Annotated in this window: 20 protein-coding genes, 1 tRNA gene and 2 pseudogenes; 17 read left to right on the top strand and 6 right to left on the bottom strand. The window is 71.4% G+C overall.

Translation table 11 applies throughout. From position 1 onward, the window contains the following. The first annotated feature begins 174 nt into the window (after positions 1-174). The 11 genes and pseudogenes from AC3CCI_RS01235 to AC3CCI_RS01185 all read left to right on the top strand — a co-directional run bounded on the left by AC3CCI_RS01235 (position 175) and on the right by AC3CCI_RS01185 (position 11,781). A complete protein-coding gene (locus tag AC3CCI_RS01235; protein WP_354594580.1) occupies positions 175-1,074 on the top strand; it encodes a ParA family protein in 900 nt (299 codons plus the stop codon). Then, the gene (locus tag AC3CCI_RS01230) at positions 1,058-1,912 is read left to right on the top strand and encodes a segregation and condensation protein A (protein ID WP_488627864.1); all 855 of its coding nucleotides are present in this window, start codon (positions 1,058-1,060) and stop codon (positions 1,910-1,912) included. Before AC3CCI_RS01235 ends, AC3CCI_RS01230 begins: the two co-directional genes overlap by 17 nt. Further along, a complete protein-coding gene (gene scpB, locus AC3CCI_RS01225; protein WP_488627863.1) occupies positions 1,902-2,531 on the top strand; it encodes an SMC-Scp complex subunit ScpB in 630 nt (209 codons plus the stop codon). The genes AC3CCI_RS01230 and scpB overlap by 11 nt, the downstream gene beginning before the upstream one ends. Further along, a pseudogene (locus tag AC3CCI_RS01220) lies at positions 2,521-3,321 on the top strand (pseudouridine synthase); the annotation flags it as partial. The gene scpB and the pseudogene AC3CCI_RS01220, both read left to right, overlap by 11 nt. 1,469 nt (positions 3,322-4,790) lie before the next feature. Next, a complete protein-coding gene (locus tag AC3CCI_RS01215) occupies positions 4,791-5,888 on the top strand; it encodes a prephenate dehydrogenase (protein ID WP_488628710.1) in 1,098 nt (365 codons plus the stop codon). Between the two features lie 134 nt (positions 5,889-6,022). Next, positions 6,023-6,700 carry a (d)CMP kinase gene (cmk, locus tag AC3CCI_RS01210; protein WP_354594720.1) on the top strand — a complete coding sequence of 226 codons (678 nt, stop codon included), beginning with the start codon at positions 6,023-6,025 and terminating at the stop codon, positions 6,698-6,700. Positions 6,701-6,771: 71 nt separating this feature from the next. Then, positions 6,772-8,220, top strand: coding sequence for a ribosome biogenesis GTPase Der (der, locus tag AC3CCI_RS01205; protein ID WP_369814040.1), 1,449 nt, complete (start codon positions 6,772-6,774; stop codon positions 8,218-8,220). A gap of 153 nt (positions 8,221-8,373) precedes the next feature. Next, entirely contained in the window at positions 8,374-8,682 is a 309-nt protein-coding gene (locus tag AC3CCI_RS01200) for a hypothetical protein (RefSeq protein WP_488627862.1), read from the top strand. Further along, on the top strand, positions 8,679-10,463 hold the full coding sequence (locus tag AC3CCI_RS01195) for a hypothetical protein (RefSeq protein ID WP_488627861.1): 1,785 nt from the start codon (positions 8,679-8,681) through the stop codon (positions 10,461-10,463). Before AC3CCI_RS01200 ends, AC3CCI_RS01195 begins: the two co-directional genes overlap by 4 nt. A 125-nt stretch (positions 10,464-10,588) precedes the next feature. Continuing rightward, on the top strand, positions 10,589-11,002 hold the full coding sequence (locus tag AC3CCI_RS01190; RefSeq protein ID WP_488627860.1) for a hypothetical protein: 414 nt from the start codon (positions 10,589-10,591) through the stop codon (positions 11,000-11,002). A gap of 212 nt (positions 11,003-11,214) precedes the next feature. After that, on the top strand, positions 11,215-11,781 hold the full coding sequence (locus tag AC3CCI_RS01185; RefSeq protein WP_488627859.1) for a hypothetical protein: 567 nt from the start codon (positions 11,215-11,217) through the stop codon (positions 11,779-11,781). 208 nt (positions 11,782-11,989) lie between these two features. Here AC3CCI_RS01185 and AC3CCI_RS01180 read toward each other — a convergent pair whose 3' ends face one another. Both AC3CCI_RS01180 and nirD read right to left on the bottom strand, forming a co-directional pair. Further along, positions 11,990-13,282, bottom strand: a complete 1,293-nt coding sequence (locus tag AC3CCI_RS01180) for an NADH:flavin oxidoreductase/NADH oxidase (RefSeq protein ID WP_488627858.1) — start codon at positions 13,280-13,282, stop codon at positions 11,990-11,992. A gap of 184 nt (positions 13,283-13,466) precedes the next feature. Continuing rightward, a complete protein-coding gene (nirD, locus tag AC3CCI_RS01175) occupies positions 13,467-14,597 on the bottom strand; it encodes a nitrite reductase small subunit NirD (protein ID WP_488627857.1) in 1,131 nt (376 codons plus the stop codon). 261 nt (positions 14,598-14,858) lie between these two features. Between nirD and nirB the strand changes: the two genes are divergently transcribed. The 3 genes from nirB to AC3CCI_RS01160 are packed head-to-tail and all read left to right on the top strand — an operon-like array spanning position 14,859 to position 19,779. After that, entirely contained in the window at positions 14,859-17,480 is a 2,622-nt protein-coding gene (gene nirB, locus AC3CCI_RS01170) for a nitrite reductase large subunit NirB (RefSeq protein WP_488627856.1), read from the top strand. 2 nt (positions 17,481-17,482) lie between these two features. Beyond that, on the top strand, positions 17,483-18,643 hold the full coding sequence (gene cobA / locus AC3CCI_RS01165; RefSeq protein ID WP_488627855.1) for a uroporphyrinogen-III C-methyltransferase: 1,161 nt from the start codon (positions 17,483-17,485) through the stop codon (positions 18,641-18,643). Further along, entirely contained in the window at positions 18,640-19,779 is a 1,140-nt protein-coding gene (locus AC3CCI_RS01160) for a uroporphyrinogen-III synthase (protein ID WP_488627854.1), read from the top strand. Before cobA ends, AC3CCI_RS01160 begins: the two co-directional genes overlap by 4 nt. 530 nt (positions 19,780-20,309) lie before the next feature. Here AC3CCI_RS01160 and AC3CCI_RS01155 read toward each other — a convergent pair. The 3 genes and pseudogenes from AC3CCI_RS01155 to AC3CCI_RS01145 all read right to left on the bottom strand — a co-directional run. Beyond that, positions 20,310-21,383 carry an ABC transporter permease gene (locus AC3CCI_RS01155; protein WP_488627853.1) on the bottom strand — a complete coding sequence of 358 codons (1,074 nt, stop codon included), beginning with the start codon at positions 21,381-21,383 and terminating at the stop codon, positions 20,310-20,312. Then, positions 21,380-22,438 carry an aliphatic sulfonate ABC transporter substrate-binding protein gene (locus AC3CCI_RS01150; RefSeq protein WP_488627852.1) on the bottom strand — a complete coding sequence of 353 codons (1,059 nt, stop codon included), beginning with the start codon at positions 22,436-22,438 and terminating at the stop codon, positions 21,380-21,382. Before AC3CCI_RS01150 ends, AC3CCI_RS01155 begins: the two co-directional genes overlap by 4 nt. 215 nt (positions 22,439-22,653) lie before the next feature. Beyond that, positions 22,654-23,517 (bottom strand): annotated as a pseudogene (locus AC3CCI_RS01145) (ABC transporter ATP-binding protein); the annotation flags it as partial. A gap of 264 nt (positions 23,518-23,781) precedes the next feature. Between AC3CCI_RS01145 and AC3CCI_RS01140 the strand changes: the two are divergent. Next, a tRNA-Pro gene (locus AC3CCI_RS01140) sits at positions 23,782-23,858 on the top strand. Positions 23,859-23,952: 94 nt separating this feature from the next. On the opposite strand, the gene AC3CCI_RS01135 is transcribed toward AC3CCI_RS01140, so the two are convergent. Further along, entirely contained in the window at positions 23,953-24,867 is a 915-nt protein-coding gene (locus AC3CCI_RS01135; RefSeq protein WP_488628709.1) for an SRA domain-containing endonuclease, read from the bottom strand. Between the two features lie 227 nt (positions 24,868-25,094). On the opposite strand from AC3CCI_RS01135, the gene AC3CCI_RS01130 reads away from it, so the two are divergent. Both AC3CCI_RS01130 and AC3CCI_RS01125 read left to right on the top strand, forming a co-directional pair. Continuing rightward, positions 25,095-25,973, top strand: coding sequence for a MerR family transcriptional regulator (locus AC3CCI_RS01130; protein ID WP_488627851.1), 879 nt, complete (start codon positions 25,095-25,097; stop codon positions 25,971-25,973). Beyond that, positions 25,970-26,680 (top strand): GOLPH3/VPS74 family protein, encoded by a 711-nt coding sequence (locus AC3CCI_RS01125; RefSeq protein WP_488627850.1) that lies wholly within the window; start codon positions 25,970-25,972, stop codon positions 26,678-26,680. The genes AC3CCI_RS01130 and AC3CCI_RS01125 overlap by 4 nt, the downstream gene beginning before the upstream one ends. The last annotated feature ends 54 nt before the right edge of the window (positions 26,681-26,734 follow it).

The following is a 26,734-nucleotide window of genomic DNA, read 5'->3' as shown; positions in this document are numbered from 1 at the left end:
CCCCGGCCGGTGCGGCGCCGACCTCGTGCCGACCGGGCGCCGACAGGGGCGTCGACCAGGGCGCCCACCACGGCGCTGACCAGGCAAAACCCTCAAGCAAGGCATGAGGCTTCCTGGTGACGGGCCGGGCGCGGCACCCCGGGGGCGTCGGGGGTCGCCGGTACTCTCGTACCCGTGAGCACCAAGCCGACCTCGAGCACCCCCGCCCTCTTCGAGAGCGCTCCGGCGACCGTCCCCGCGAACGGCCCCACCGGGCGCCCGCGCACCGAGTTCCCCACCCCCGAGCCCCTGGCGAGCCACGGCCCGGCTCGCATCATCACCCTCTGCAACCAGAAGGGCGGCGTCGGCAAGACCACGACGACCATCAACCTCGGCGCCTCGTTCGCCGAGTACGGACGTCGCGTGCTGGCCATCGACTTCGACCCGCAGGGCGCGCTCACCGCGGGGCTCGGGGTGCAGTCGCACGACCAGGCCACCGTCTACGACCTCATGATCGGTGCCGTCAAGGACGCCCACGACGTCATCGTGCCGACGCGGGTCGACAACCTCGACGTCATGCCGGCCAACATCGACCTCTCGGCTGCCGAGGTGCACCTCGTCAACGAGGTCGCCCGCGAGCAGATCCTCGCGCGCATCCTGCGTCAGGTCAGTGACGAGTACGACGTCGTCCTGATCGACTGCCAGCCCTCGCTCGGGCTGCTGACCGTCAACGCCCTCACCGCCGCGCACGGCGTGCTGATCCCGCTCGAGTGCGAGTTCTTCGCCCTGCGTGGCGTAGCCCTGCTCGTCGAGACCATCGAGAAGGTGCGCGACCGTCTCAACCCGGCGATCACGCTCGACGGCATCCTGCCGACGATGTTCGACTCGCGCACGCTGCACAGCCGTGAGGTGCTCGAGCGCGTGGTCGAGGCCTTCGACGACCAGGTGCTCGAGACGGTCATCGGGCGCACGGTCAAGTTCCCCGACGCGTCGGTCGCCGGCACCCCGATCACCAAGTTCGCCCCCGAGCACCCGGCGGCGCAGGCCTACCGTCAGTTGGCCCGAGAGCTGATCGCGCGTGGCGCCGCGGCCTGAGCCGGCGACCGCCGAGGTCGGCGTCGACGAGACGGTCCTCACGGGCCCCGAGGTCTCGCCCGGGTTCGAGGTGCGGCTCGACAACTTCAGCGGGCCCTTCGACCTGCTGCTCTCGCTGATCTCGAAACGCGAGATGGACGTCACCGAGGTCGCGCTCAGTGCCGTGACCGACGAGTTCCTGTCGTTCCTCCGCCGCATCGACACCGACGAGAACCTCGACCAGGCCAGCGAGTTCATCGTCGTCGCGGCCACCCTGCTCGACCTCAAGGTCGCGGGTTTGCTGCCGCAGGGCGAGCTCGTCGACGCCGAGGACGTCGCCCTGCTCGAGGCCCGCGACCTGCTCTTCGCCCGCTTGCTGCAGTACCGGGCCTTCAAGCAGGCGGCCGAGTGGTTCGCCCGCCACGGTGCCGCCGAGGCCGCACGGCACGCCCGGTCGGTGCGCCTCGAGCAGAAGTACCGCGTGTCGACGCCCGAGCTCGTCTGGACCCTCTCTCCCGACGACTTCGCCGCCCTCGCCACCCTGGCCCTCACCCCCCGCGAGATCCCCACCGTCGGCCTCGACCACCTCCACGCCCCACTGGTGAGCATCCGCGAGCAGGCGGCGATCGTCGTGTCGCTGCTCCGCCACGGCGTTGTCGTGACCTTCCGCGAGCTCGTCGCCGGGGTCGACGAGAAGGGCGTCGTCGTCGCCCGCTTCCTCGCCCTGCTCGAGTTGTACCGGCACGCGTCCATCTCGTTCGAGCAGGTCGAGCCCCTCGGCGAGCTCAGCGTGCGATGGGTCGCCGAGACCTGGACCGAAGAGAACCTGGCGGCGCTGGGGGCCGACTATGAGGGGTGACGCGACCCGCGCCTCCTCGTCCGTCGCGACCGACGAGCCGCGCGGCGCCGAGACCGATGCGGGCCCCACCACCGCGATCGCCCGCCAGCTCGAGGCCCTGCTCATGGTGGCCGACGAGCCTCAGTCGCTCGTCGAGCTGGCCACGGCGGTCGGCGCTCCGGTGGCCGCCGTGCGTCAGGCGGTCGTCGGGCTCGTGGCCGACTTCGACGGCGTCGACGGCACGGTGCGGCGTGGTTTCGAGCTGCGCGAGGTCGGCGGCGGCTGGCGGTTCTACGTCCGAGACGAGCACGATCCGGTCGTGCGCGATTTCGTGCTGACGCAGAACCCGACGAAACTGTCACAAGCGGCTCTCGAGACGCTGGCGGTCATCGCCTACAAGCAACCCATCACCCGCAGCAGCATCGCCCAGATCCGGGCGGTCAACGTCGACTCGGTCGTCCGTACGCTGCTGGGTCGCGGCCTGATCACGGAGTCGTCCACCGACCCCGAGACAGGCGCCATCAACTACGAAACGACAGGCCTCCTCTTGACCCATCTCGGCATCAACTCGCTCGATGAGCTGCCGCTCATCTCGCCCCTCCTCTCGGACGGCCAGGGGGGTTTCGACGATGTCGCGTAGTCCCTCCTCGTCGTCGGCCGACGACTCCGAGCTGGCCTCGGGCGAGCGCCTGCAGAAGGTCATGGCCGCCGCGGGCGTCGCCTCGCGCCGGGTCAGCGAAGACATGATCGCCGCCGGACGCGTCACCGTGAACGGCAAGGTCGTCACCGAGCCCGGCCGCCGCATCGACCCGACGACCGACAAGATCGTCGTCGACGGCAGCGCGGTCCAGCTCGACGCCACGCGCCGCTACGTCATGCTCAACAAGCCGGTCGGCATCGTGAGCACCCTCAGCGACGAGAACGGTCGACCCGACCTCCGTCAGTTCACCGAGCAGTACGAAGAGCGCCTCTTCAACGTCGGCCGACTCGACGTCGAGACGAGCGGCCTGCTCGTGCTGACGAACGACGGCGAACTCGCGCACGTGCTCGCGCACCCGTCGTTCGGCGTCACCAAGACGTACATCGCCAAGGTGAAGGGCGTCGTGACTCCCGCCGTGCTCAACGAGCTGACGTCGGGCGTCGAGCTCGACGACGGGCCCATCGCGGCGGACAAGGCGACGCTCGTGGCCGGCGGTGCAGGCCTCTCGCGCTCGACCGACTCGTCGCTGATCGAGATCACCCTCCACTCGGGACGCAACCGCATCGTCCGCCGCATGCTCGAGGCCGTCGGCCACCCGGTCGTCGACCTGGTCCGCCGGTCGTTCGGCCCGCTGCACCTGGGCACGCTGAAGGTCGGCCACATGCGCTCGCTGACCAAGGTCGAGCTCGGGGCCATCCTCACGATCTCGCGCGACGCCACGTCGGCGGCGACGGTCGACGCCGCCCCGATCACCGAGAGCCCCGACGCTCCCGTCGACGAGGCCGACGTGGTCGAGCTGGCCCTCGCCGACGACGAGGTCGAGAAGGACTACTACGACGAGGACGACGAAGAGTACGACCCCGCGACCGACGCTCGCGCCGAGCGACGCCGCGCGGCTGCCCGCGACCAAGCCGAGTCGACGTCGCGCCGTGCCCAGGTGCGCCGAGAGCAGGAGGCGCGGCGCGGTCAGCGCGACGAGCGCCCGACCCGAGGCGGCTACCAGGGCAACCGGCACGACGGGCGCGGCGGCGACGAACGTCCCGTCCGCGGGTACCAGGGCGCCAACGACGACGGCCGTGGACGCGAGGGGCGACCCGCCCGCACCGGCTACCACGGCGGCGACGAGCGTCCGGCCCGTGGCGGCTACCAGGGGCGCGACGACCGTGGCGGCTACCAAGGGCGTGACGACCGTGGCGGCTACCAGGGGCGGAACGACGACGGACGCGGTGCGTCGCGGGGTGGCTACCAGGGGCGGAACGACGACGGTCGGGGGCGCGACGAGCGCCCGGCCCGTGGTGGGTACCAGGGCCGCGACGACCGTGGCGGGTACCGGGGTCGCGACGACCGTGACGGCTCGCGGGGCGGCTACCAGGGTCGCAACGACGACGGTCGTGGTCGCGACGATCGCGGTGGCTTCGTGTCCCGCGACGACCGTGGCTCGCGCGGTGGCTTCGTGTCGCGCGACGACCGTGCGCCTCGGGGCGGCGGCGACCGTCCGCTGAGCCCCGGAGAAGAGCGCGCGGCGGGTTACCCGAACCGTGACGCCAACCGCGACCCTCGCACCGGGCGCCCTTCGGGCATCCGCGCCGGCGGCAAGGCGACGAACCGCGGCTGGGTCGACCGCAGCGCCGAGCGCGGCGAAGACGAACGCGGTGGTCGGGACGATCGCGGTGCGTCGCGTGGCGGGTACCAGGGTCGGGACGACCGTGGTGCGTCGCGTGGCGGGTACCAGGGTCGGGACGACCGCGGTGGTCGGGACGACCGCGGTGGTCGGGACGATCGCGGTGCGTCGCGGGGCGGGTACCAGGGTCGGGACGACCGTGGTGCGTCGCGTGGCGGGTACCAGGGTCGCGATCAGCGCGACGAGCGCGGCGGCCGTGGCGACTCGAGTGGTGGCTACCAGGGTCGCGACGACCGCGGTGGCTCACGCGGCGGTGGCCACCAGGGCCGCGAGCAGCGCGACGACCGGGGTGGTTCGCGAGGCGGGCCCGCCCGTGGCCCGCGGGACGACCGCGCCGGCCGTGACGACCGCGGCGGCGACCGTCCCTACCGTGGCCGTCCCGATTCCGGGGGACGTGGTCCTCGAGGGGGCGGGCGGTCGTGACCGACGGGCACCGCGCCTCCTCGGCGGACGTCGCCCCGTCGGTCGACGCGCCGGGCACTGACGTGCCGGGCGCCGGTGGGCCGACGGCAGACGCCCTGACGGCCGGCAGCCGTCGGCTGGTGGGTCCGGTGCGCATCGTCGGATCGGGGCTGCTCGGGGCCAGCATCGGCCTGAGGCTGCGGCAGCACGGCGTGGACGTCATCCTCGACGACGTCTCGCCGGCGGCCCGCAGTCTCGCCGTCGACTACGGCGCCGGTCGACCTCCGGCCGAGGGCGACGCGCCCGTGCTCGTCGTCGTGGCCGTGCCTCCCGACGTGACCAGCGAGATCGTCGCGCGCGAGCTCGAGGCCTGGCCCGAGGCGCTCGTCACCGACGTCGCGTCGGTCAAGGTCGCTCCGCTCGCCGGACTGCGGGCCCTCGGCGCGGACGTGTCGCGCTACATCGGCTCGCACCCGATGGCCGGCCGTGAACGTGGAGGAGCCGTCTCGGCGCGCGCCGACCTCTTCGTCGGACGCCCGTGGGTGATCGCGGGGCACGACGACATCAGCTACCGACGGGCGGCCGCCGTCGAAGACCTGGCCCTCGACCTCGGGGCGACCCCGATCGAGATGACCCCCGAAGAGCACGACGCGGGTGTCGCCCTCGTGAGCCACGCTCCGCAGGTCGTCGCCTCGTTGATGGCTTCCCGCTTGCGTGACGCACCCGACGCGTCCCTCGGCCTGGCGGGCCAGGGCGTGCGCGACGTCACGCGCATCGCGAGCAGCGACCCGGCGCTCTGGACGCAGATCCTCGGCGCGAACGCTTCGCGCGTGGCCGCCGTGCTGCGCGACTTGCGCGCCGACCTCGACCGCGTCGTCGTCGCCCTCGAGGCGCCCGACGCCCCCGGCAGCCGCCGAGCGGTGGCCGAGAGCATCGGCGCCGGCAACGGTGGCGTCGCCCGCCTGCCCGGCAAGCACGGGCGACAGACCCAGTTCAGCTCGGTGATCGTCATGGTCGACGACACCCCCGGGCAGCTGGCCCGCCTGCTCACCGAGATCGGTGAGATCGGCGTCAACCTGGAAGACCTGCGGCTCGAGCATTCGCCGGGCGCGCAGGTAGGACTCGCGGAGGTATCGATCGTGCCCGAACAAGAAGACCGACTCGTGGACGAGCTCGAAGCCCGGGGCTGGACCGTCGCGGGGGCGTTCGCGTGAGCGCCGACCAGGGCGTGACGAGCCCGGTGGAGCCCGACGACGTCGACCCCGAGCGTTCGCCGGGGGAGCACGGCGTCGGAGGCCCGGCGGGCGAGGCCCACGTGGAAGAGCTGCGCGCAGAGACCGCCGAGGCCGTGCACCGCCACGTGGTGGTGGCCGTCGACGGACCGGCCGGAAGCGGCAAGTCCAGCGTCAGCCGCGCCTCCGCCGTGGCCCTCGGCTTCGACTACCAGGACACCGGGGCGGCCTACCGCGCCTTCGCCCTGCACGCCCTCGACGGCGACGTCGACCTCGACGACGCGGAGGCGATCATCGCGGCGCTGCCCTCGTTCCGGTACGCGATCGAGATCGACCCGGCCCGCGCCTCCTCGGTGACCGTCGACGGTCGAGACGTGACGGACGAGATCAGGACGCCCCGCGTGACGACCGCCGTCAGCCACGTGGCCAAGGTGCCCGAGGTGCGACGGTTCATGGTCGACCTGTTCCGGCGCATCATCGCCTCGACCGACAGGCCCGGCATCGTCACCGAAGGGCGTGACATCACGACCGTGGTCGCACCGGATGCCCAGGTCAGAATCCTGTTGACCGCCAGCGAAGCGGCTAGGATGGCCAGGCGTTCGGCCGAGGTGACCGGGCAGAGTGCCGAAGAGACAGCTCGGCAGCTCTCGACCCGTGACCGGCTCGACAGCAAGGTCGTCGACTTCATGACCGCCGCACCCGGCGTCTCCACCGTCGACTCCACCTCACTCGACTTCGACCAGACCGTCCAGGCCGTGGTCGAGCTCGTCCGAGCGAGCACCCCCATTTCTTAGAGGAAGCCCCCATGGCAGACGACGACAAGTACCCCGAGCTCGACGAGCAGATGGTCGACCGCATCCAGACGATGCCCGACGAGGACGCCGACCAGCGCGCCAGGGCCCTGCGCGCCGGCCTGTCGGACTACGACCTCGACGAGGGCGACATCGACGTCCTCGAGGGCGGCGAGTGGGACCCGAACGCGCTGACCTACGCCCCGGCCCTGCCGGTGCTGGCCATCGTCGGTCGACCGAACGTCGGCAAGAGCGCCATGGTCAACCGCATCCTCGGGAGGCGCGAGGCCGTCGTCGAGGACAAGCCCGGCGTGACGCGCGACCGCGTCTCGTACAAGGCCGAGTGGGGCGGACGTCGCTTCACCCTCGTCGACACCGGCGGGTGGGAGCCCGACGCGATCGGCATCGACCGTTCGGTCGCGATGCAGGCCGAGATCGCCGTCGACCTGGCCGACGCCGTGCTCTTCGTCGTCGACGTGAACGTCGGGGCGACCGCCACCGACGAGGCCGTCGTGCGCATGCTGCGTGCCTCGCACAAGCCCGTGATCCTCGTCGCGAACAAGAGCGACGACGCCCGCAAAGACCTCGAGGCCGCGTCGCTGTGGTCGCTGGGGCTCGGTGAACCGTTCCCGGCGTCGGCCCTGCACGGTCGCAACGTGGCCGACCTGCTCGACCTCTGCATGACCAAGCTGCCCGCGGTGTCGACCGTGGCCAAGCAAGAGATCGGTGGCCCGCGACGCGTCGCGATCCTCGGCCGCCCCAACGTCGGCAAGAGCTCGCTGCTCAACAAGGCCGCCGGTGAAGAGCGCGTCGTCGTCAACGAGCTGGCCGGCACGACCCGCGACCCCGTCGACGAGCAGGTCGAGATCGCCGGTCGGGTGTGGACGTTCGTCGACACCGCCGGCATCCGCAAGCGCGTCCACCTGCAGCAGGGCGCCGACTTCTACGCGTCGCTCCGCACCTCGGCCGCGCTCGAGAAGGCCGAGGTCGCGGTCGTCGTCATCGACGTGACCGAGCAGATCTCGACGCAAGACCTCCGCATCATCGACCTGGTGCTCGAGTCGGGCCGTGCGCTCGTGCTCGCGTTCAACAAGTGGGACCTGCTCGACGACGACCGTCGCCGCTACCTCGAGCGCGAGATCGAACAAGACCTCGACCACGTGTCGTGGGCGCCGCGCGTCAACATCTCGGCCCGCACCGGTCGTCACCTCGAGAAGCTCGTGCCCGCCCTCGAGCTGGCGCTCGAGTCGTGGGACACCCGCATCCCGACCGGCAAGTTCAACGCCCTGCTCGCCGAGCTCGTCGCGGAGCACCCGCACCCGCTGCGGTCGGGCAAGCAGCCACGCATCCTCTTCGGCACGCAGGCCGCGAACCGCCCACCGACGTTCGTCCTGTTCACGACCGGGTTCCTCGACCCGCAGTACCGCCGGTTCATCACGCGGCGCCTGCGCGAGATCTTCGGCTTCGAGGGCACGCCCATCACCGTGAACATGCGCGTCCGCGAGAAGCGCAAGCGTCCCTAGGCCTTTCTCGTCGGGGGACCGACACGTCCCGCAGGCCCGCCTGTGGATCGGACGCCCGGTTGTGGATCGTTTCCACACCGGGCGTTCTGCATTGCTAGGGTGGCTCTCATCGATCGCGATATGTGGATGTCGCATGACGGAGGGCGAGGGTGCATGGCAGATCTGGCAGTGGACGAACGGACGTTGACGTCCGTGGCGTGGCGGGTGTCGACGGCGGCGGTCGACGCCGAGGTGTCGGCCGCACTCGCGGCGGGGTCGGCGGCCGACGTCGGTTCGCCGACCGTGGCGGCCGTGCTCGACGAGGCGACCGGGCAGCTCGTCCGACGAGCCGAGTTGACCGTCGAGGCGATCCGGGCGGTGGGCGACTTCCCGACGACCTTCATGCTCGAGTTCGCCGAGGTCGAGGCCCGGCTGGCCGCCGGTCTGCCGCTCGGTGACCTGGCCGGGGTGGGGTCGGAGTGAGCCTCGACGACGACCCGGGCCTCGGTTCGGTCGACGGCATCCGGCGTCTGGCCGCGTCTCGGCGTGACGAGGTCGACGATCTCGAGGTGGCGTCGTACCGGTTGACCGAGGCGGCGAGTTGGGGTGCGGAGTGCTGGCACGGGCGTTCGGGCGAACAGTTCGTGGCAGCGGTGACCGACGTCGCGACCGAGGCGGCCGCCGTCGCGCGAGGTCTCGAACACCACGCGGCGGCTCTCGAGGCCTATGCAGCGCAGGTGGCTCTGATCCAGGGGACGAAGCAGACCCTGGAGGCGCGGCGTGCGATGGCGGAGAAGACCATCCTGTCGACGGGGGCGACCCTGAAGGCCATCGTGCACGAGGCGGCGGATGCCGCACGTGGCGACCTCTTCGGCCTCGTCGTCGAGTCGGAGTACCGGTCGGGCGAACGGACGACGTTGCAGCGGCGGATCGACGACGAGCGGCAGGAACTCGAGACCGTCGCGAGCCTCTGGGCCGATCTGGTCGAAGAGCGTGCCGCGGCCGATCGCCGGTGCATCGCCGCATTGCAGAGCCCCGAGGCGATGGGCGCGTTGCCGCAGGTCACGGCGGCGGCCCTCGCGACGGGCCCGGCCGGTGCGCTGCTCGACCTGCTGGCAGGTCTGTCCGCGACCGAGCTGACGATGTTGCTCGAACAGCACCCCGAGTTGGTCGACGAGGCGTTCCTGGCCGACCCCGGGCGAGTCAGGGCGTGGTGGGACGCGTTGGGCGAGCAGGGGGCACGGAACACCGACGGGCTGACGGCGCTGCAGCTGGCACTGGTCCGCGGGGCGCCGGCCATCATCGGTGCCTTGGACGGCCTGCCGCCGTCGGTGCGGATCGCGGCGAACGCGATCAACGCGGCCCGACGCATCGCCGAGATCGACCGGATGGTGGGGCCCCTCCGGCGACGGGGGCTGACGGGCGATGCCGAGCTGCTCGCGGCGTTGGCGCGCGAACGCGCCTACCTGAAGGGCGCGGTGGCGCAGCCGCCAACGGTGCAGCTGTACCTGTATGACGCCCCGCGGTCACGCATCATCGAGATGTTGGGCACCTGGGACGCAGCCACCGTCGATCACGTCATCACCTACGTGCCCGGGACCTACTCGAGCCTGCACGGTTTCTATCGCCACAGCATTCAAGAGATGCCCCAGTGGCTCCAACGCCAGGGGGGTTCGGGCGTCGTCGCCTTTGTGTACAAGGACGGGCCTTTCCCTGGTGAGGATCCGCTCAACGGAGAGGCGGACCTGACTCGGATCGGGGAGGCGAACGACCCACGTCGTGCCCGGGACGCCGGCAGACAGCTGGCCTCGTTTCAGGCGGGCTTGAGAGCCGATGCGGTCTTTGCAGGCGAGACTCCCGCCCGGACGACAGCCATCGGGCACAGCTGGGGCTTGACGAACATCACGTCGTCCGAGCTCTGCGCAACGCACTACGACAGCGTCGTCTCTTTGTCAGGGGCAGGCATGCTCAACGAGTGGCGCCCGGACGCCTCAACCGTCTACCGGGACTACTCCTACCGCGACATCCTGCAGCAAGCGCAGGACCTCCACGTGGTCTGGAACGGAAAGAACCCACGAAAGGATGACTCGTTCGTCCACAACGACTACTACGGAGGCGTCGAAGACGTCCTCGTGCGTGATTCGGCCGGGCGGTTGATCATGCCCGACTTCGGAACCCTTTTCGACAACCACAATCTGGTCGCCAGGGCCACTGACGCCAACAACGACGTCCGTGAGGATCTCAAACAGGACCTTCTCCGATGAGGCTTACGCGTTCAGTCCTCGCCGGCGCTGTCTCCGTAGCGTGCGTCCTCACCCTCTCGTCCTGTGGCCCCGGCGCAGAAAAGACTGCTGTGAACTCCGCGCAACGCGATCCGACCGTGAGCTCCATGACCGTGGCAGAGGCCAAGTCACAGGCTCAGCTCATCGAAGACGACGTCGCAGCTCGCGTCGACGTCGATGCGGTCGTCAGGACCCAGCGAATAGATCCCGGGACGCTCCTCGGCTGCAGCCGAGGCGCATACCAGTGGAGCGGGGGTAGCTCGGTCTCCTTAGCCACCGATGCTTCTGCGAGAGACATCGTGGGCACTCTCGCGAAGTCATATGCAGGGGAAGCTGAAGATCAGGGTCTCGTGTACGAGAAGAGAAAGGGACGTGGGGATTCGCATGATTTCGTGTTGCGGGGTGACCATGGTGCCAGCTATTACGTATCGGCCGATCAGACAGATTCGACGGTCGAGATCACGTCGTTCTCGTCGTGCTTCGAACTCGAGGTGCTACCTGACGGTGGACTCTCGTACTGACCTGTAGGTCATTTGTGACCGCCGCACGTGTGTCCCTGGGTCATCCTTGCCATGACTCGTCTGTGACTCGGGGCAGCTGCCCAGGGCAGGTGACCTTGCTCATGACAAGAGCCAGCCCAGCCGCCTTGTGGCGAGATCCGAGGTGGGGTGAGGGGAAGAGGGCGGAGTAGGGCACCATTGGTGTTCGTGGAGCGAGCGGACGGGGTGCGAAGGTGACGGGGGCTGGGCTGTGGCACCGCGCCTCCTCGGGGGCGGGGCTGTCGGCGGCGGCCGACCGGGTGTGGCAGCGGCTGCAGCTCGACCGGCTGGCCGGCGGGCGGCACTCTGGCTACGTCATCCACGAAGACATGCGGCAGCACCCACGCACGGTGCGGAGCTTCGTCGGCATCCGCTGGCTGCTGTTCGGCGAGACCGTGGTGGGGCTCACCGCGATCTTCATCGCCGCCGTCCTCACCAGCCGCGGTGAGCACGTGCCGTGGGCGGTGTGGTTCCGGTCCACCGTCGTCCTGTTCATCACCGCCTCGCTGTACGTCTTCGCGTGGCGCGCCCAACTCGGCTACTACTGGGCCTACTCGCGCCTGCGATTGTTCAGCCGCATCTTCCCGATCGTCACACTGATCGTCGCCACCATCCCAGGGCTCTACCCCGGATGGATGGTCGTCGAACAGATCGTCTTCTCGCTGTTGATGATCGGCATCGGCGACCTCCTCACCAGCGACCACATGCGCGCAGCCTTCCCGCGGCCGGCCAAGCCCGGCTCGACGGACCCGCCGGCCTGACGCCAGGCCGAGAGCACGTCCATCGCGCCACGAGCTAAACATCCCGCCACCGGATTCGATGGCGAGATGTTTACTTCGTGGCGGGTCGGCGGGTCGGCGGGTCGGCGGGTCGGCGAGGCGGCGGGTCGGCGGGTCGGCGGGTGGGCGGGACGGTGGGTCGGCGCGCCGCCCGCGCCGACCCACCAGCCCGTCGGGGAGACCCGCGTGCCTACGCGTCGACGAGTTCGGCCGAGCCGCCGCCGGTGGTGTCGGGGACGGCTTCGCCGACGGGCGGCGACGTCGGGGCGGGGCCCGAGGCAGCGAGCTCGTCCACGATCGGTGCCGAGGCCGAGACGCCCGCCGCTCCGGCCAGCCCGGCCGCGGCCGACTCCGGAGGCAGGGGCCAGCCGATCGCCTCGGGGGCGCCCCGCAGGTTGCGCAGCCACCAGGCCCAGTCCTCGGGCACGAGGCTGAACGGGTCGTCGAAACCCAGCTGGCGCGCGGCGTAGACCGGCCAGTGCGGGTTGGCCAGGGCCGACCGTCCGAGGTAGATCAGGTCGATGCCCTCGTCGGCGATCACCTGGTTCGCGAGCTCGGGAACGCCGAGGTTCCAGCTGGTCGCGACCGGGATGTCGACCTCGTCGCGGACGCGTTTCGCGTGACCGAGCATGCCGCCGAGCTTCCCGATGGGGACGTCGCCGCGCATGTCGTCGGTGTTGAAGCCGATGCTGAGGTCGGCCAGGTCGAGGCCGTGCTCCTTCATCCAGCCGATGGCGGTGATCGACTCGTCGACCTCGATGCCGCCCGGGTGGAGGTCGTCGATGCCGAGGCGCATCGTCAGGGGGATGCGGTCGGGCAGCACGGCCCGCACGGCGTCGAGGGCCTCGAGATGGAACCGCGCCCGGTTCTCGAGCGAACCGCCGTACTGGTCGGTCCGCTGGTTCGCAAGCGGCGAGAAGAACTCGCTGCCGAGGTAGCCGTGGGCGAAGTGCATCTCGACCCATTCGTAGCCGGCGGCGAGGGCGCGTTCGGTCGTCGCGGCGTAGTCCTTCATGAGCTGGGCGATCTCGTCGACGGTCAGCTCACGCGGGGTGTAGGGCAGGGTGCCTCCGTACGCGATGGCGGACGGTGCACGGGTCTGCCATCCCGCCTCGTGCTCGGGAGGCAGCATGTGACCGCCCTCCCAGGGCGTGACGAGGCTGCCCTTGCGACCGGTGTGGCCGAGCTGGATGGCCGGCACGCCACCCATCGCCTTGATCATGTCGGTGACGCGCTTGTGGCCCTCGATCTGGTCGTCGTCGTAGAGGCCGGCGCAGTGCGTCGTGGTGCGACCGTCGGGGGTGATCGCGATCTGCTCGGGGAAGACCAGGCCGAACCCGCCGGCGGCACGCGCGCCCAGGTACATGACGTGGAAGTCGTCCATCCTGCCGTCGGTCGACCGGTACATGGTCATCGGCGACATGCCGATGCGATTGCGCAGGGTGACACCCTTGAGCGTGAACGGGGAGAAGAGGTTCGGCATCGGGTTCCTTCGGTTCGGGGGCGGGATGTGGGGGCTGAGGTCAGTCGATCACCGGGAGGTACGTGCAACGGTTTCGCCCGGGTTGCGCGACCGTAACGTTCTGCTCTCGTCGGCCGGACGGCGGTGAGAGATCGCGGACGCGGGCGACGGCGGGCTCGGCTGACCGGCACCCGCCGGGCTGCGCTCAGGCACCGGCCCGCCAGCGCTCGAGCACGATCTCGACGAGTTCGGGTGGGGGAGCTTCCCCGTCGTCGACCAGCAGCGGGGCACTGGTGAGGTCGCCTCCGGAGGCGCGGGCGAGGTCGGCGAAGTAGCCGGGCGCGAGCAGGTAGGTCGCCACCACGACCCGCGCGCCGCTCGGGGCGGACGCACGGACGGAGGCGACCGCCGCGGGGACGCGCGGCTCGGCGGCGGAGATGAAGGCCGCGGTGACCGGGCTGCCGAGCCGCGCCTCCAGGGCTCGTGCCGTCGTCACGCAGTCGGCGACCGCGCGCGCGTCGCTCGACCCGGCAGCCGCCAGCACGACGAGGTCGCCCTCGCGCCAGCCGGCCTCGAGCAACCGACGGTGGAGCACGGCGGTGAGGCGGTCGTCCGGGCCGAGGGCGCCCGTGACGACGACGGGTCGTGGGGCGGCGTCGGCCGCGGCCTCGGCGAGGTCCACGTGCACGTGGTACCCGGCCGAGAGCAGCAGGGGCACGAGGGTGGCACCGCGGTCGTCGTCGAGGCCGTCGACGGTCGTGGGCACGTCGGGCTGCTGCACGTCGACGAAGGAGTCGACGACCGTCAGTTCGGGCGCGGCCTCACGCACCCCGGCCAGGAGGGCGGCCACCGCGCGCCGCCCGACCGGGTCGGAGGTGCCGTGCGACGCACCCACCAGGGCCCGGGCCGGCGAGACCTCGACCGTGCCGTCGACCACCCGCGACCGCCAGATCCGGAGGCGCAGGTCGGGCTTCGTGAGGCAGGCACCGGTCTCGAGGTCGTAGACGTCCTTGTGGAGGGGCGAGGCGACGGTCGGTCGTCCCGCGCGCGAGCCCACGATGCCCCGGGCCATCACGGCCGATCCGGTCAGCGGGTCGAGGTGGCCGAAGGCGCGGACGGAGTCGTCGGGCAACCGGACGACGGCCACCTGCGAGCTGCCGACGAGCGCGGCCTCCGCCCACATCGGGGCGAGGTCGTCGAGCCGGCACACGGCCGTCCAGACCGGGGTCGCCGTCACGGCCGCCTCGGCGGCCGCGCAGGCACAGGCGCTCACGAGCGTGCAGGGGGTCGTGCACGAGCGGCGGGTGGTCGTCGTCAGCACGTCGGTCGTCGTCACGGGGTCCCTCTCGGCGGGTGCGGCAGATCGTGTCCGGGCATCGGTGACGCTACGAGTCGCGTGTTTCGGGGACGGCCCGGCGGCGTGACGGCCAGGTAACGAAGACCTCACCGTTCTCCGAGCGAACGGTGAGACTCGCGACACAGTGCGTCACACGCGCGCAACGTGCCGGTGACGCCGGCGTCGTAGCGTCGGGCTCGGGCCGACCCGCCCGACCCACGACCGGGTCGACCCGACCAGCCCCCGCCCGAGGAGGACCCCGTGGACGACATCACGACCGCACCCGTCAGCACTCCGTCCGCGAGCCCGGTCCCACGGGTGCTCGTCGTCGGCGGCGGCCCGGCCGCCCACCGCCTTGCCGAGGCGCTCGCCGCGCGTGCCACCGCGGACGGGCCGGTCGCGGAGGTCACGGTCGTCGGTGAGGAGGTCCACCTGCCTTACGATCGCGTTGCGCTCTCGACCCGGCTCGCCGGGGCCGTCGACCTGACGCTGGGCGCCGGGTCGGTGTGGAGCGCGGGCGGCGTCTCGTACCTGGGCGGCGTCCGGGTGGAGGCCGTCGACGTGGACCGTCGCACGGCCACCACGAGCGACGGCCGCACGCACGGATACGACGCCCTCGTGCTCGCCACCGGGTCGTCCGCCACCGTGCCGCCGATCCCCGGGGCCGCGGCCGGTCGCGTGTACCGCACCATCGACGACGTGGACGCCCTCCGCGACGAGGTCGCCACGTTCGCCGAGCGCCACGGACGACCGGCACGGGTCGTCGTGGTGGGCGGCGGGCTGCTCGGACTCGAGGCGGCAGGAGGCGCGGCCGCGTTGGGCGCGACGGCCAGCGTCGTGCACAGCGGTCGCTGGCTCATGTCGGCCCAGCTCGACGAGGGCGCCGGGCGGGCGCTCGGTCGGATCGTGACGGCCGGAGGGATCGGCCTGCACCTCGGCACCCGCCCCGCCGAGGTGCTCACCGCACCCTCGGGGGCCGTGCTGGGCGTGGTCCTCGAGGACGGCCGCACCGTCGGGGCCGACGTGGTCGTCTTCTCGATCGGCATCACACCGCGGGACGAGCTGGCCCGTGCGGCGGGCATCGAGGTCGCCCCGCGCGGCGGCGTCGTCGTCGGCTCGGACTGCTCGACCTCGGAACCGCACGTGTACGCGATCGGCGAGGTCGCCAGCGTCGACGGCGTCTGCACCGGTCTCGTGGCCCCCGCGAACGCCATGGCCGAGGTCGTCGCCGACCGCCTCGCCGGGGGTGCCGCGGTGTTCGGCGGCATCGACGACGCGACCAAGCTCAAGCTCGCGGGCGTCGACGTGGCCTCGTTCGGTGACGCGACCGCCCGCACCGAGGGGGCCCTCGAGGTGGTCTACGCCGACCCGGCCCGCGGCCTGTACCAGAAGCTCGTCGTCAGCGCCGACGCCAAGACGCTGCTCGGCGGCATGTTCGTCGGCGACGCGACGCCCTACACGACCCTGCGCCCCCTGTTGGGCCGCGAACTGCCCGCGGAGCCCGCGGCGTTCCTGGCGGCGTCCGGCGCCGAGGGCGCCGCCGATGTCGAGCTGCCCGACGATGCGCAGATCTGTGCCTGCAACGACGTCTCGGTCGGCGACGTCCGGGGCTGGATCACGGGTGCCCACGGCGAGGCCTGCACCGACCTCGCGACGCTCAAGACCTGCTCGCGGGCGGGCACGCAATGCGGGTCGTGCGTGCCGCTGGTGAAGAAGACCCTCGACGCCGAGCTGACGAAGGCGGGCGTCGCGGTGTCGACCGCGCTCTGCGAGCACTTCGCCATGGGGCGGGCCGAGCTCTTCGAGGCCGTCCGCGTCCTCGGCCTCAGCTCGGCGGCGGCGGTCTTCGAGCGATTCGGCCGCGGCGGGCTCGGCTGCGACGTCTGCAAGCCCGTCGTCGCCTCGGTGCTCGCCACGCAGACGCACGCGTACATCCTCGACGGCGACACCGGACCGCTGCAGGACACCAACGACCGGGCCCTCGCCAACATGCAGAAGGACGGCACCTACTCGGTCGTGCCCCGCATCCCGGCCGGCGAGATCAGCCCCGCAAAGCTCAAGGTCATCGCCGAGGTCGCCGAACGGTTCGGGCTCTACACGAAGATCACGGGCGGCCTGCGGATCGACATGTTCGGGGCCCGGCTCGAACAGCTGCCCGACATCTGGCGACTGCTCGTCGACGCCGGGTTCGAGTCGGGCCAGGCCTACGGCAAGAGCCTGCGCAACGTGAAGTCGTGCGTCGGCTCGACCTGGTGCCGCTTCGGCGTGCAGGACAGCGTGGCCATGGCCATCTACCTCGAGGAGCGCTACCGGGGCCTGCGCTCGCCCCACAAGTTCAAGATGGGCGTCTCGGGCTGTGCCCGCGAGTGCGCCGAGGCCCGGGCCAAGGACGTCGGCGTCATCGCCACCGAGAACGGCTGGAACCTCTACGTCGGCGGCAACGGCGGGTTCCAACCCGTGCACGGCCAGCTGCTCGCGAAGGACGTCGACGACGAGACGCTCATCGCCTACATCGACCGCTACCTCATGTACTACGTGCGCACGGCCGACCGGTTGCAGCGCACCGCCCGCTGGCAGGAGGAGCTCGACGGCGGCCTCGACCACGTCCGGGCCGTCGTCTGCGACGACTCCTTGGGCATCGCGGCCGAGCTCGAGGCGGCGATGGTGCAGCACGTCGGCGACTACGTCGACGAGTGGGCGCTCACCCTCGACGACCCCGAGCGGCTCAAGCGGTTCCGGTCGTTCGTCAACGCCCCCGACACCCCCGACCCGTCGATCGCGCACGTCACCGAACGCGACCAGCCCCGACCCGCGACACCCGACGAACGACGCTCCGCGAGCGTCCTGCTCGCGGGCGACCGCATCCCCGTGCGAGAGGCCTGACCATGCAGCTGACCCTCGACCTGACCGGTCGACACGTGCTCGTCGTCGGTCGACCCGACCAGGCCCGCCACGCCGTGGCCGCGGTGCGGGCCGACGGAGCCGTCGTCGAGTCACGGCCCGCGGACGACGCCGCGCGGCACCTCCGCGCGCTGCTCGCGGGCGCCGGACCGCGCCTCCTGCACCTGGTGGTCTGGGTCGAGGGACCCGAGGAGGCGCGGGTCGCGATCGCCGCGTCGGCCGCCGCCCTCGAGGTGCCCCTGGCCACCGCACCCGCCACCGACCCGTCTCCGCACGGGCACGTGACGCTCGTCGGCGGGGGACCGGGTGCGCCCGAGCTGCTGACCGTCGCGGGGCGTGCGGCGCTCGCCGCGGCCGACGTCGTGCTGCACGACCGACTCGGGCCGGGCGACCGGGTGGCCGAGCTGGCGCCGGGTGCCGAGCTGGTCGACGTGGGCAAGACCCCCGGTCACCACGCCGTGCCGCAGCGCGAGATCGAGGCACTCCTCGTCGAGCACGCGGTGCGCGGTCGTCGGGTCGTCCGGTTGAAGGGCGGTGACTCGTTCGTGTTCGGTCGCGGGGGCGAGGAGGTCGCCGCCTGTCGACGGGCCGGCGTGCCGGTGACCGTGGTCCCGGGCGTGACGAGCGCCGTCGCCGTGCCGGAGGAGGCCGGCATCCCCGTGACCCACCGCGAGGTCAGCCGGGCCTTCACCGTGCTGTCGGGTCACGTGCCCTTCTCCGACGACGAACTGCGACACCTCGTGGGTCTCGGCGGCACGATCGTCGTGTTGATGGGCGTCGCGAACCTGCCGCAGACCGCGGCCGGACTCCGCCGTCACGGGATGAGCGTGGACATGCCGATGGCGGTGCTCGAGAGCGGGTTCACCGACCGCAGCCGACGCACGGTCACGACCGTGGGCGAGGTCGACGCATTGATCGGGACGTTCCGGTCGCCGGCCGTCATCGTGATCGGCGAGGTCGTACGGGTGGCCGACGCCGGGCTCGACGAGGTCGCCGACCTCGTGGCGTTCGCGGCACCGCGTCCCGTCGGGTCGGAGGGGTCTCGGGCCGGGGCTGCCGCGTCCCGTGCAGGGGCGGCTGCGTCACGTGCCGTGGCGCCGGCACCATGCGCCGCGTCGGCTGCCGACGCCCGGGTGACGGCGTGACCGACGCCGACGGGGCGGCGAGCGTCGCGGCGTTCCAGCCCGACCAGCTCGAGGGGTTCCGCGTGGCGGTGACCTCGGACCGTCGGTCGGAGGAACTGATCGCCGCGTTCGAGCGTCGTGGTGCCGACGTGGTGCACGCGCCCACCATCCGGATGACCGGCGTGCAGGACGACGAGACGCTGGTCGACGAGACGCTCGGCATCATCTCGGCCCGACCCGACGTGCTGCTCGCCACCACCTCGTACGGCATGCGGCGGTGGTTCGACGCCGCCGACGCGGCCGGCATCGGCGACGACCTGGTCACGGTGCTCGCCGACGCCCGCATCGTGGTGCGCGGGCCCAAGGCGCGCGGGGCCATCCGTGCGGCCGGACTCGACGACCAGGGGATGAGCGAGCGTGAGACGACGACGTCGCTGGTCGACCTCGTCCTGCGCAGCGACGTCGCGGGCCAGACCGTCGCCGTGCAGCTGCACGGACTGACCGACCCGGCGCAGCTCGACCGCCTGAGGGACGCGGGGGCCACCGTGCTGACGGTGTCGCCGTACCGCTGGACGGTGCACGAGGACGTCAGTCGCGTCCGTCGTCTCATCTCCGCGCTCTGTGGCGGCAGCGTCGACGCCATCACCTTCACGAGCGCCCCCGCCGTCGACGCCCTCTTCTCGATCGCGGACGGGGCGGGTCGGCTCGACGAGCTGCAGAACGCCCTGCGCGACCAGGTCGTGGTGGCCGCGGTCGGACCCGTGACGGCGGCGCCGCTCGTCGAGGCCGGGGTCCTGCCGATCGTGCCCGACCGGTTCCGCATGGGAGCGCTGATCCGGTTGCTCTGCCAGCACCTCGAGCAGAACGCGGCGCACCGGCTGAGAACCGACTACGGCGACGTCGAACTGCGGGGGCACCAGGTGCGCCTCGCGGAGCAGCGCTCCACGCTCAGCCCGGTCGCGCTCGCGCTGTTCCGTGCTCTGGTCACCGCCCAGGGGGCGACGGTGTCGCGGGACGAGCTGGCCCTCGCGGCTCCCGAGCAGCTCGACGACCACGGGGTCGACGTCGCGGTCAGCCGTCTGCGGCGGGCGCTGCCCGAGCCGGGGCTGGTGCAGACGGTGATCAAGCGCGGGTACCGGCTGACGGTGGTGCGGTAGCGCGGGGCGCTGCTCGGCCCACCCCGCCACGAGGTGAACACGCCGCCACGGGATGTCGTGGCGGCGTGTGTACTCCGTGGCGGGGGCCGGGCAGGAGGCGCGGGCCGGTGGGAGGCGGGCGTCCGGACGAGAGGTGGTCGGCGCGCATCCCGCCACGGAGTAAAGACGCCGCCACGGGATGTCGTGGCGGCGTGTGTACTTCGTGGCGGGGTGGGGGCGAGGGTGCGGCTCGGGCGGGCGGGCGGCCGGGCGGGCAGCCGGGCGGGCAGCCGGGCGGGCGGGCCGGTCGATCAGCCGGGGCGCGGCCTTCATCGGGCCACGACGCCACGAAGTGGACACAGCGCCAGAACTAGACGTGGCGCTGTGTCCACCGCCTGGCGTCCTGCGTGGGCAGAGGTGCGGCGGAGGGCGGGCGTAGGTGTGGCGTGCGGACGTCGGCGCGCATCCCGCCACGAGGTGAACACGCCGCCACGAGATCTCGTGGCGGCGTGTTCACCTCGTGGCGGGGTCGGGCCGTGCCCGCGCGCCACCTACCGCCAGCGCTGCAGCGCGACGCGCTGCACCACGTTCAGCACGGTGTCGCTCAGCGTGCCGAGCAAGGCCAGCAGCACGATGGCGAGGAAGATCCGGTCGACGCGCCCGTTCGACTGCGACTCGGTCAACAAGAAGCCGAGGCCCATCGACGACGCGATCAGTTCGGCCGCGACCAAGAAGAGCCACGCCTGCGCCAGCGCCAGCCGCAGCCCCGACACGAGCGACGGCAGCACGGCCGGCAGCTGCACCCGGGTGAACAGCGACACCCGGCGCAGGCCGTAGGCGCGGCCGGCCTCGACGAGCTGCGGGTCGACGTGCCGCAGCGACCCCGCGACCGTGGTGAACACCGGGAACGCCGCACCGATCGCGATCAGCGTCACCTTGCTGTCCTCTCCGATGCCGAGGTACAGGATCAGCAGCGGCACCCAGGCCAGCGACGGCACCGCCCGCACGGCCGCGATCGACGGCGCGAGCAGGGCCTCGCCCACCCGCGACAGACCGACGACGGCTCCGACGACCAGCCCGATCGCCGAGCCGACCACGAACCCGATCAGCACCCGCTGCACCGAGATGGCGACGTAGAGGCCGAGCTGGCCCGTCGCGACGAGATCGACGCCGGCCCGCACCACGTCGGCGGGGGACGGCAGGCGGTACGAGGGGACTCCTCCGACGGTGGTGGCGAGCACCCAGGCGGCGAGCACGGCGGCCGGCACCAGCACCCCGAGCAGGGCCAGGCGGCGGGGAGCAGGTGCGCCCGGGGCACCCGGGCGTCGCGGCGCGGGCGACCCGGACGAGGAGGCGCGGCGTCCGTCGTCGGCGGCCCGCGCCTCCTGCGGTCGGGACGCGGAGGCGCGGTGCGCGTCGGACGCGACCCGCGCCTCCTGCGGTCCGGACGGGGAGGCGCGGTGCGCGTCGGACGCGACCCGTGCCCTGTCGAGGGGGGTGCCGGTGACGGCGTGGGTGACGTCGCCGCGCCAGGCTCCGTCGACGACGGTGCCCGTGCCGCGCGTCGCCTCGTCGCGGACGACCTGGCGGGCGTCCGCCTCGCGACCGCTCAGGTTGTCGCTCATGACGTGGCGGACCGGGCGTAGCCGTCGTCGAAGAGCGAGTCGAGGGCGGCGTCGACGTCGTCCTGCGAGGGCACGTCGCCCGACTCGACGAGGATCGGGCCGACGGTCTCGAGGACGGCGCGCTGGTCGGCTCCGGGGGCGGGGTCGATGTCGAGGTGGGTGCGGTCGATCACCGTTGAGGCCACGGCGGGGTCGATGCCGGCGGCCTCGGCGAGGATGTCGGCCGTCGCGTCGGGGTTGTCGATCGCCCAGGCGCGGGCCTTCTCGTACGAGTCGACGACGACCTGGGCGACGTCGGGGGAGGCGTCGAGGAAGGACTCGGTCGCGTTGAGGAACCCGTAGCTGTTGAAGTCGACGTTGCGGTAGATCAGCTTGGTGCCCGACTCGGCCTGGCTGGCGGCCATGATCGGGTCGAGGCCCGACCAGGCGTCGACGCTGCCGTTCTCGAGGGCGGCGCGTCCGTCGGCGTGCTGCAGGTTCTGGATCGTCACGTCGGACGCGCTGAGCCCCGCCTGGTCGAGTGCCTGCAGCAGGAAGAAGTACGGGTCGGTGCCGCTGGTCGCGGCGATCGTCTTGCCATGGAGCCCCTCGACGTCGGTGATGGTCGAGTCGCCCGGGACGACGAGCGCCGACCACTCGGGCTGCGAGTACACGTCGATCGTCTTGATGGGGGAGCCGTTCGAGCGGGCGAGCAGCGCGGCCGAGCCGGCGGTCGAGCCGACGTCGACCGCTCCGGCACGCAGCAGCTCGTTGGCCTTGTTCGAGCCGGCCGATTGGGTCCAGTTGACGGTGACGTCGTCGCCGAGGGCGTCCTCGAGGTAGCCCTGGCTCTTCACGACCAGGCTGAGCGGGTTGTAGGTCGCGAAGTCGATGTCGAGGGTGTCGGTCGACCACTCGCCGGTGCTCTCGCCGGTGCCGCCAGCCGCTTGGGCGCCGGTGTTGGCGTCCTCGCCCGCGACGCAGCCGGTGAGGACGAGGGCGCTCGCCGCGGCGAGGGCGAGACCGCCGGCCCAGGAGGCGCGGGTGCGGGTGGTGGGGAGGGTGCGGAAGGTCATCGGTTCGTCTCCGTGCTGTCGGGGGCGGTGCGGTGGTGTGTGGGTGGCGGTGCAGGTGCGGTCGTGGTGCCGGTGTGGCCGGCGGGTGTGGCGCTCGCGGTCGTGCCCGGGGTGGGCGTCCTCGTCGCGCCGGTGTGGCCGGGGGTCGCGGTCGTGGTGGTCGCGGCGCTCGAGGTCAGGGTGCTGGTGGTCGAGTTGCCGACGTGGACGCGGTGGACGCCGAGGTCGGCGAGCAGCTGAAGGCGCAGTTCGGCCAGGGCGGGGTCGTCGCGGTCGCGGGGTCGATCGCCGGGCACGGTGACGATGCGCTGGATGCTGGGGGCTCCCGGTGCGGTGTCGGCGTGCGCCGCGCCTCCTGCGGTGGTGTCGGCGGTGCCCGTGGCGCCGGCGGGCGGCTGCTGCTGCTGCTGCGAGAGGTCAGCGAGGACGACGATGCGGTCGGCGAGGTAGAGGGCTTCGTCGACGTCGTGGGTGACGAGCAGGACGGTGGTGGGTTCGGCGCGGTGGATGTCGAGCAGCAGGTCGTGCATGCGGAGGCGGGTGAGGGCGTCGAGGGCTCCGAACGGCTCGTCGAGCAGCAGCACCTTGGGGGCGCGGGCGAGGGCGCGGGCGAGGGAGGTGCGTTGGGCCATGCCTCCGGACACCTGGCGGGGGCGGAGGCCGGCCGAGCTGCCGAGTCCGACGAGGTCGAGCAGTTCGGTGATGCGGGCCCGGCCGGCGGCCTTGTCGGGCTTGTCTTGGTTTCGGCCAGGCTTCGGCAGGCCGAGTTCGACGTTCTGGCGGAGGGTGCGCCAGGGCAGGAGGCGCGGCTCTTGGAACGCGATGGCGCAGCGTTGGTCGGTGGGCCGGGTGGGGGAGTCGTCGATGTCCACGGTGCCGGCGTCGGGCTGGTCGAGGCCGCCAACCTGGCGCAGCAGGGTCGACTTGCCGCAGCCGGAGGGCCCGATGATGGCGATGATCTCGCCGGCCTCGACGTCGAGGTCGAGGTCTTTGAGGACGGGGCGCTCGCCGAAGTGCCTCCCGACGCCGCGCAGACGGATCGGCAGAGCCGAGGAGGCGCGGGTCGTCGAGGTGGGCATGTCACGACGGTAGGTGCGTGCGCGGTCTGCCGGGGCGGCGGGTGTAACGGGGCGAAACACTCCGTCCGGTCCGCCTGCGGTCGCGGGGTGTCGGCCTGCCGTAGCCGCCCGCCCCATGGTTGCCGTCGAGTCGTGGCTCGTCTTGCCCGTCGGGCCGCCCTTGTTCGTGCCCGGTCTCAGGCACGCCCATTTGTCGGCTATAGTTGTGGGGTTGCCTCGGTCGGGGCAACACCAAGACCTGGGTTGCGCTTCGAACCCGGATCTCGGGCTGTGGCGCAGCTTGGTAGCGCACTTGACTGGGGGTCAAGGGGTCGCAGGTTCAAATCCTGTCAGCCCGACCAAATCGATTGTGATCGGCCGAGGTGGACACGTTTGGTGCCCATATCTCGCCACTCCTCGGTGGCTCAAGCGTCTGCGTTCGTCTCGGTGCCCGCTCTACCTTCGGTCCCGAGGTTTGGTGATCCACGAGAAGCCAGGACCGTCTTGGACGAGGCATCCGAATCCATGGTTCTGGAGCAGCTGGATCAGATCGTCGACAGGCCTTGCAGGAAGAAGAACTGAGAGCCGGATGCCGGTCTCGAGGTGAGCCGCGTAGTCGAGTAGCTGCCCGATGGCCATGCGGATGTCGGTTCGTGATGCACTTGCCTTGGCCTCATAAAGGGTGTTGTCATGCGGCGTGAAGAAATCCGTGAGCATGCTTCTGCCCCCTGCCAGAGGAATGGACCAGCGTCTGGCCGTTTCATTCTGGCTCTGCAGCCAGGCAGCGAAGCGCGCCGTCAGCTGGGCCTCACGACGATGCGCCTCACCGTCTTCCGTTCCCTGCCGGGCTGAGATCAACGTCTTGTCGACTTCAGTGGGAACGAGCAGTGAAATTCTCTCTTCTGGTTCGGCAGACGCTGAAGGCGAAGGGGGCCCTGCCTCGGAAACCCTTTCTAGGTGGAAGACGATGACTTTCCGATCACGACCCCTGCGATCGGGAGCCGTGGCGAAGTGAAAGCCGAGTTCGTCGTCGGAACGCACCTCGTACTCGCCCATGTACTTCTGTCGCTTTGTGGATGTTCCTCGTACAACGCCATCGGCTACGAACAGCTGTAACCGCTTACCCTCCGACTTGTGATTGAGAAGCGTCTTGTTTCCGAGTTTGAACTGTTGATCACCGTCCTGGCCCGCGCCGGTGTAGTTGAAGGCTCTACCGTCTGATGTCTCACCGTCATGGAGCGCGTAGCCAAACTGTGCCCCCTCGCGCAAGTCGGAGAAAACCATGACGTACTCGCTTCTAGTTGAGGGAACGACCCCTCCGGAGTAAACACTTCCGCCATATGTGGCGGCCAGTTCTGCCCGTGTTGTCATGTCGCCCGGGTGCAAAGTCCAAGAAAAGCTCATTTTCCGAGATTAGGTATGGCGACGCATTCTGCACCTTGCAGAAACGGGTGATCTCGAGGTGATGAACGAGACCAACGTCGGCTCGGCGGGCGGAAGGAGCCATCCAGTCATTCCCTCTTGACCCTGCCCCAAGGGCATGGTCTCTACTTGGTTTCACACCGGCACCGCGCCGGCGTGACCGAGAGGAGCCTCCCGTGGCCTGGAGCACACGTGAGCTGGCTGAGCTGGCCGGCACCACCGTCAAGTCGGTGCGGTACTACCACCAGCTCGGTTTGCTCGACGAGCCCGAGCGGCTGACCAACGGGTACAAGCAGTACGAGGTGCGGCACCTGGTGCGCCTCCTGCAGATCACCCGTCTGACCGACCTCGGCGTCCCGCTCGCCCGGATCGAGTCGATCGGCTCGTCCGTCGACGACCCCGCCGGCGCCCTCCGCACGATCGACGCCGAGCTCGCTGCCACCATCGAGCGGCTGCAACGCATCCGCGCCGAGCTGGCGGCGATCCTCGAGAACCGGACCAGCGCCTCCTTGCCTGCCGGGTTCGCCGAGGCGGGACGCGACCTCAGCGAAGCCGACCAGTCGCTGCTGCTGATCTGGTCGAAGGTGTTCGACGAGGGGGCGATGGACGACCTGAAGCAGATGCTGATCGACTCGCCCAAGACGGCTGCCGACGCCGAGCTCGACGAGCTCACCGACGACGCCGACCGCGAGACGCGGCGTCGGCTGGGGGAGCAGTACGCTCCGGTGCTGGCGGCGGTGACTCAGCGGTACGAGTGGTTGGGTGCCCCGGGGGAGCGGGCTCCGCGGGGTGCGGCGTTCGCACAGCGAACCGTGACCGAGGCGGTGGTCGAGCTGTACAACGGCGCTCAGCGCGAGGTGCTCTACCGGGCATCGCTCATCGGGGCCGGGAAGCTCGACGAGCTGGCCGCGCTCGAGGCGGCACTCCATGCCGCCGAGACGCATGCCGATGCCGAGGCGATCGGTGGCGAGGCGACCGGTGTCGGGGACGCGGGTGGCGGCGCCGGGCCGAGCCGCGCCTCCTCGGGTTCCGACACCGAGGAAGGCCGGCGATGAGCGAGACGACACTCGCGCCCACACTGGCCGAGGATCTGCTGCTCGTGCTGTTCGACCCTCGGTCGGGGTCGATCCACAGCGAGGGGTCTCCGCTGTTCCACGTCTTGGCCGGGGCGGTGCTGACCGAGCTGGCGCTGCTCAGCGCGGTCGACATCGACCGGAAGGCCACGCTGCGGGGGAGGCAGGTGCGGGTGACGTCCTCCGCGGCGCCGACCGACGAGCTGCTGCTCGGCACCTGGCAGCGGGTCGAGCGCAAGCCGACGGATGCGTACTCGCTCGTGCTCGAGATCGGTCCGGCGCTTCGGGCGCTGACCCTCGACCGGCTGGTGGCGCGCGGTGCGCTGCTCCGCGAGAAGACGACCACGCTCGGCTTCATCCCTGGTACTCGGCTGCGCCTGGACGAGGGGGCAGGAGGCGCGGGTCGGCGGGGCGAACTCGTCGCGTCGCTGAGGAGCATCCTCGCGGAGGGTGCCGAGCCGTCGGTGCGCACCGCCGCCCTCGCGGCACTGGTGTCGGCGAGTGGGGTTCTGCCGGCGATGCACCGGGACATCCCGTGGTCGGGCGACGTCTACACCCGCGGGCGCGAGCTGCAGCAGGGCAAGTGGGGCGCGCAGATCGCGGGGGACGCCATCGCGGTGGCGGCTGCGGCGATGCTCTCGACGGCGTTGTTCGTGACGGTTGGCCTGCCTGGACTTCGGGACGACTGAGGTCGTTCTGCTTGCGGCGGCGTCTGGCTGCCTCGTTGCTCCCTCTTCGCCACG

It is taken from the genome of Frigoribacterium sp. CF331 (assembly GCF_057787905.1).
Note: the sequence above shows the minus strand (reverse complement) of the source record. Positions and strands in the feature narration are given on the sequence as shown.

Excerpts from the sequence above, each read along its gene's own strand:
- AC3CCI_RS01200 (WP_488627862.1), top strand. The coding sequence starts at position 8,374 with ATGGCAGATCTGGCAGTGGACGAACGGACGTTGACGTCCGTGGCGTGG.
- cobA (WP_488627855.1), top strand. The coding sequence starts at position 17,483 with ATGCAGCTGACCCTCGACCTGACCGGTCGACACGTGCTCGTCGTCGGT.
- AC3CCI_RS01150 (WP_488627852.1), bottom strand. The coding sequence starts at position 22,438 with ATGACCTTCCGCACCCTCCCCACCACCCGCACCCGCGCCTCCTGGGCC.
- der (WP_369814040.1), top strand. The coding sequence starts at position 6,772 with ATGCCCGACGAGGACGCCGACCAGCGCGCCAGGGCCCTGCGCGCCGGC.
- AC3CCI_RS01135 (WP_488628709.1), bottom strand. The coding sequence starts at position 24,867 with ATGACAACACGGGCAGAACTGGCCGCCACATATGGCGGAAGTGTTTAC.
- AC3CCI_RS01190 (WP_488627860.1), top strand. The coding sequence starts at position 10,589 with ATGACCGTGGCAGAGGCCAAGTCACAGGCTCAGCTCATCGAAGACGAC.
- AC3CCI_RS01125 (WP_488627850.1), top strand. The coding sequence starts at position 25,970 with ATGAGCGAGACGACACTCGCGCCCACACTGGCCGAGGATCTGCTGCTC.
- AC3CCI_RS01180 (WP_488627858.1), bottom strand. The coding sequence starts at position 13,282 with ATGCCGAACCTCTTCTCCCCGTTCACGCTCAAGGGTGTCACCCTGCGC.
- scpB (WP_488627863.1), top strand. The coding sequence starts at position 1,902 with ATGAGGGGTGACGCGACCCGCGCCTCCTCGTCCGTCGCGACCGACGAG.
- AC3CCI_RS01155 (WP_488627853.1), bottom strand. The coding sequence starts at position 21,383 with ATGAGCGACAACCTGAGCGGTCGCGAGGCGGACGCCCGCCAGGTCGTC.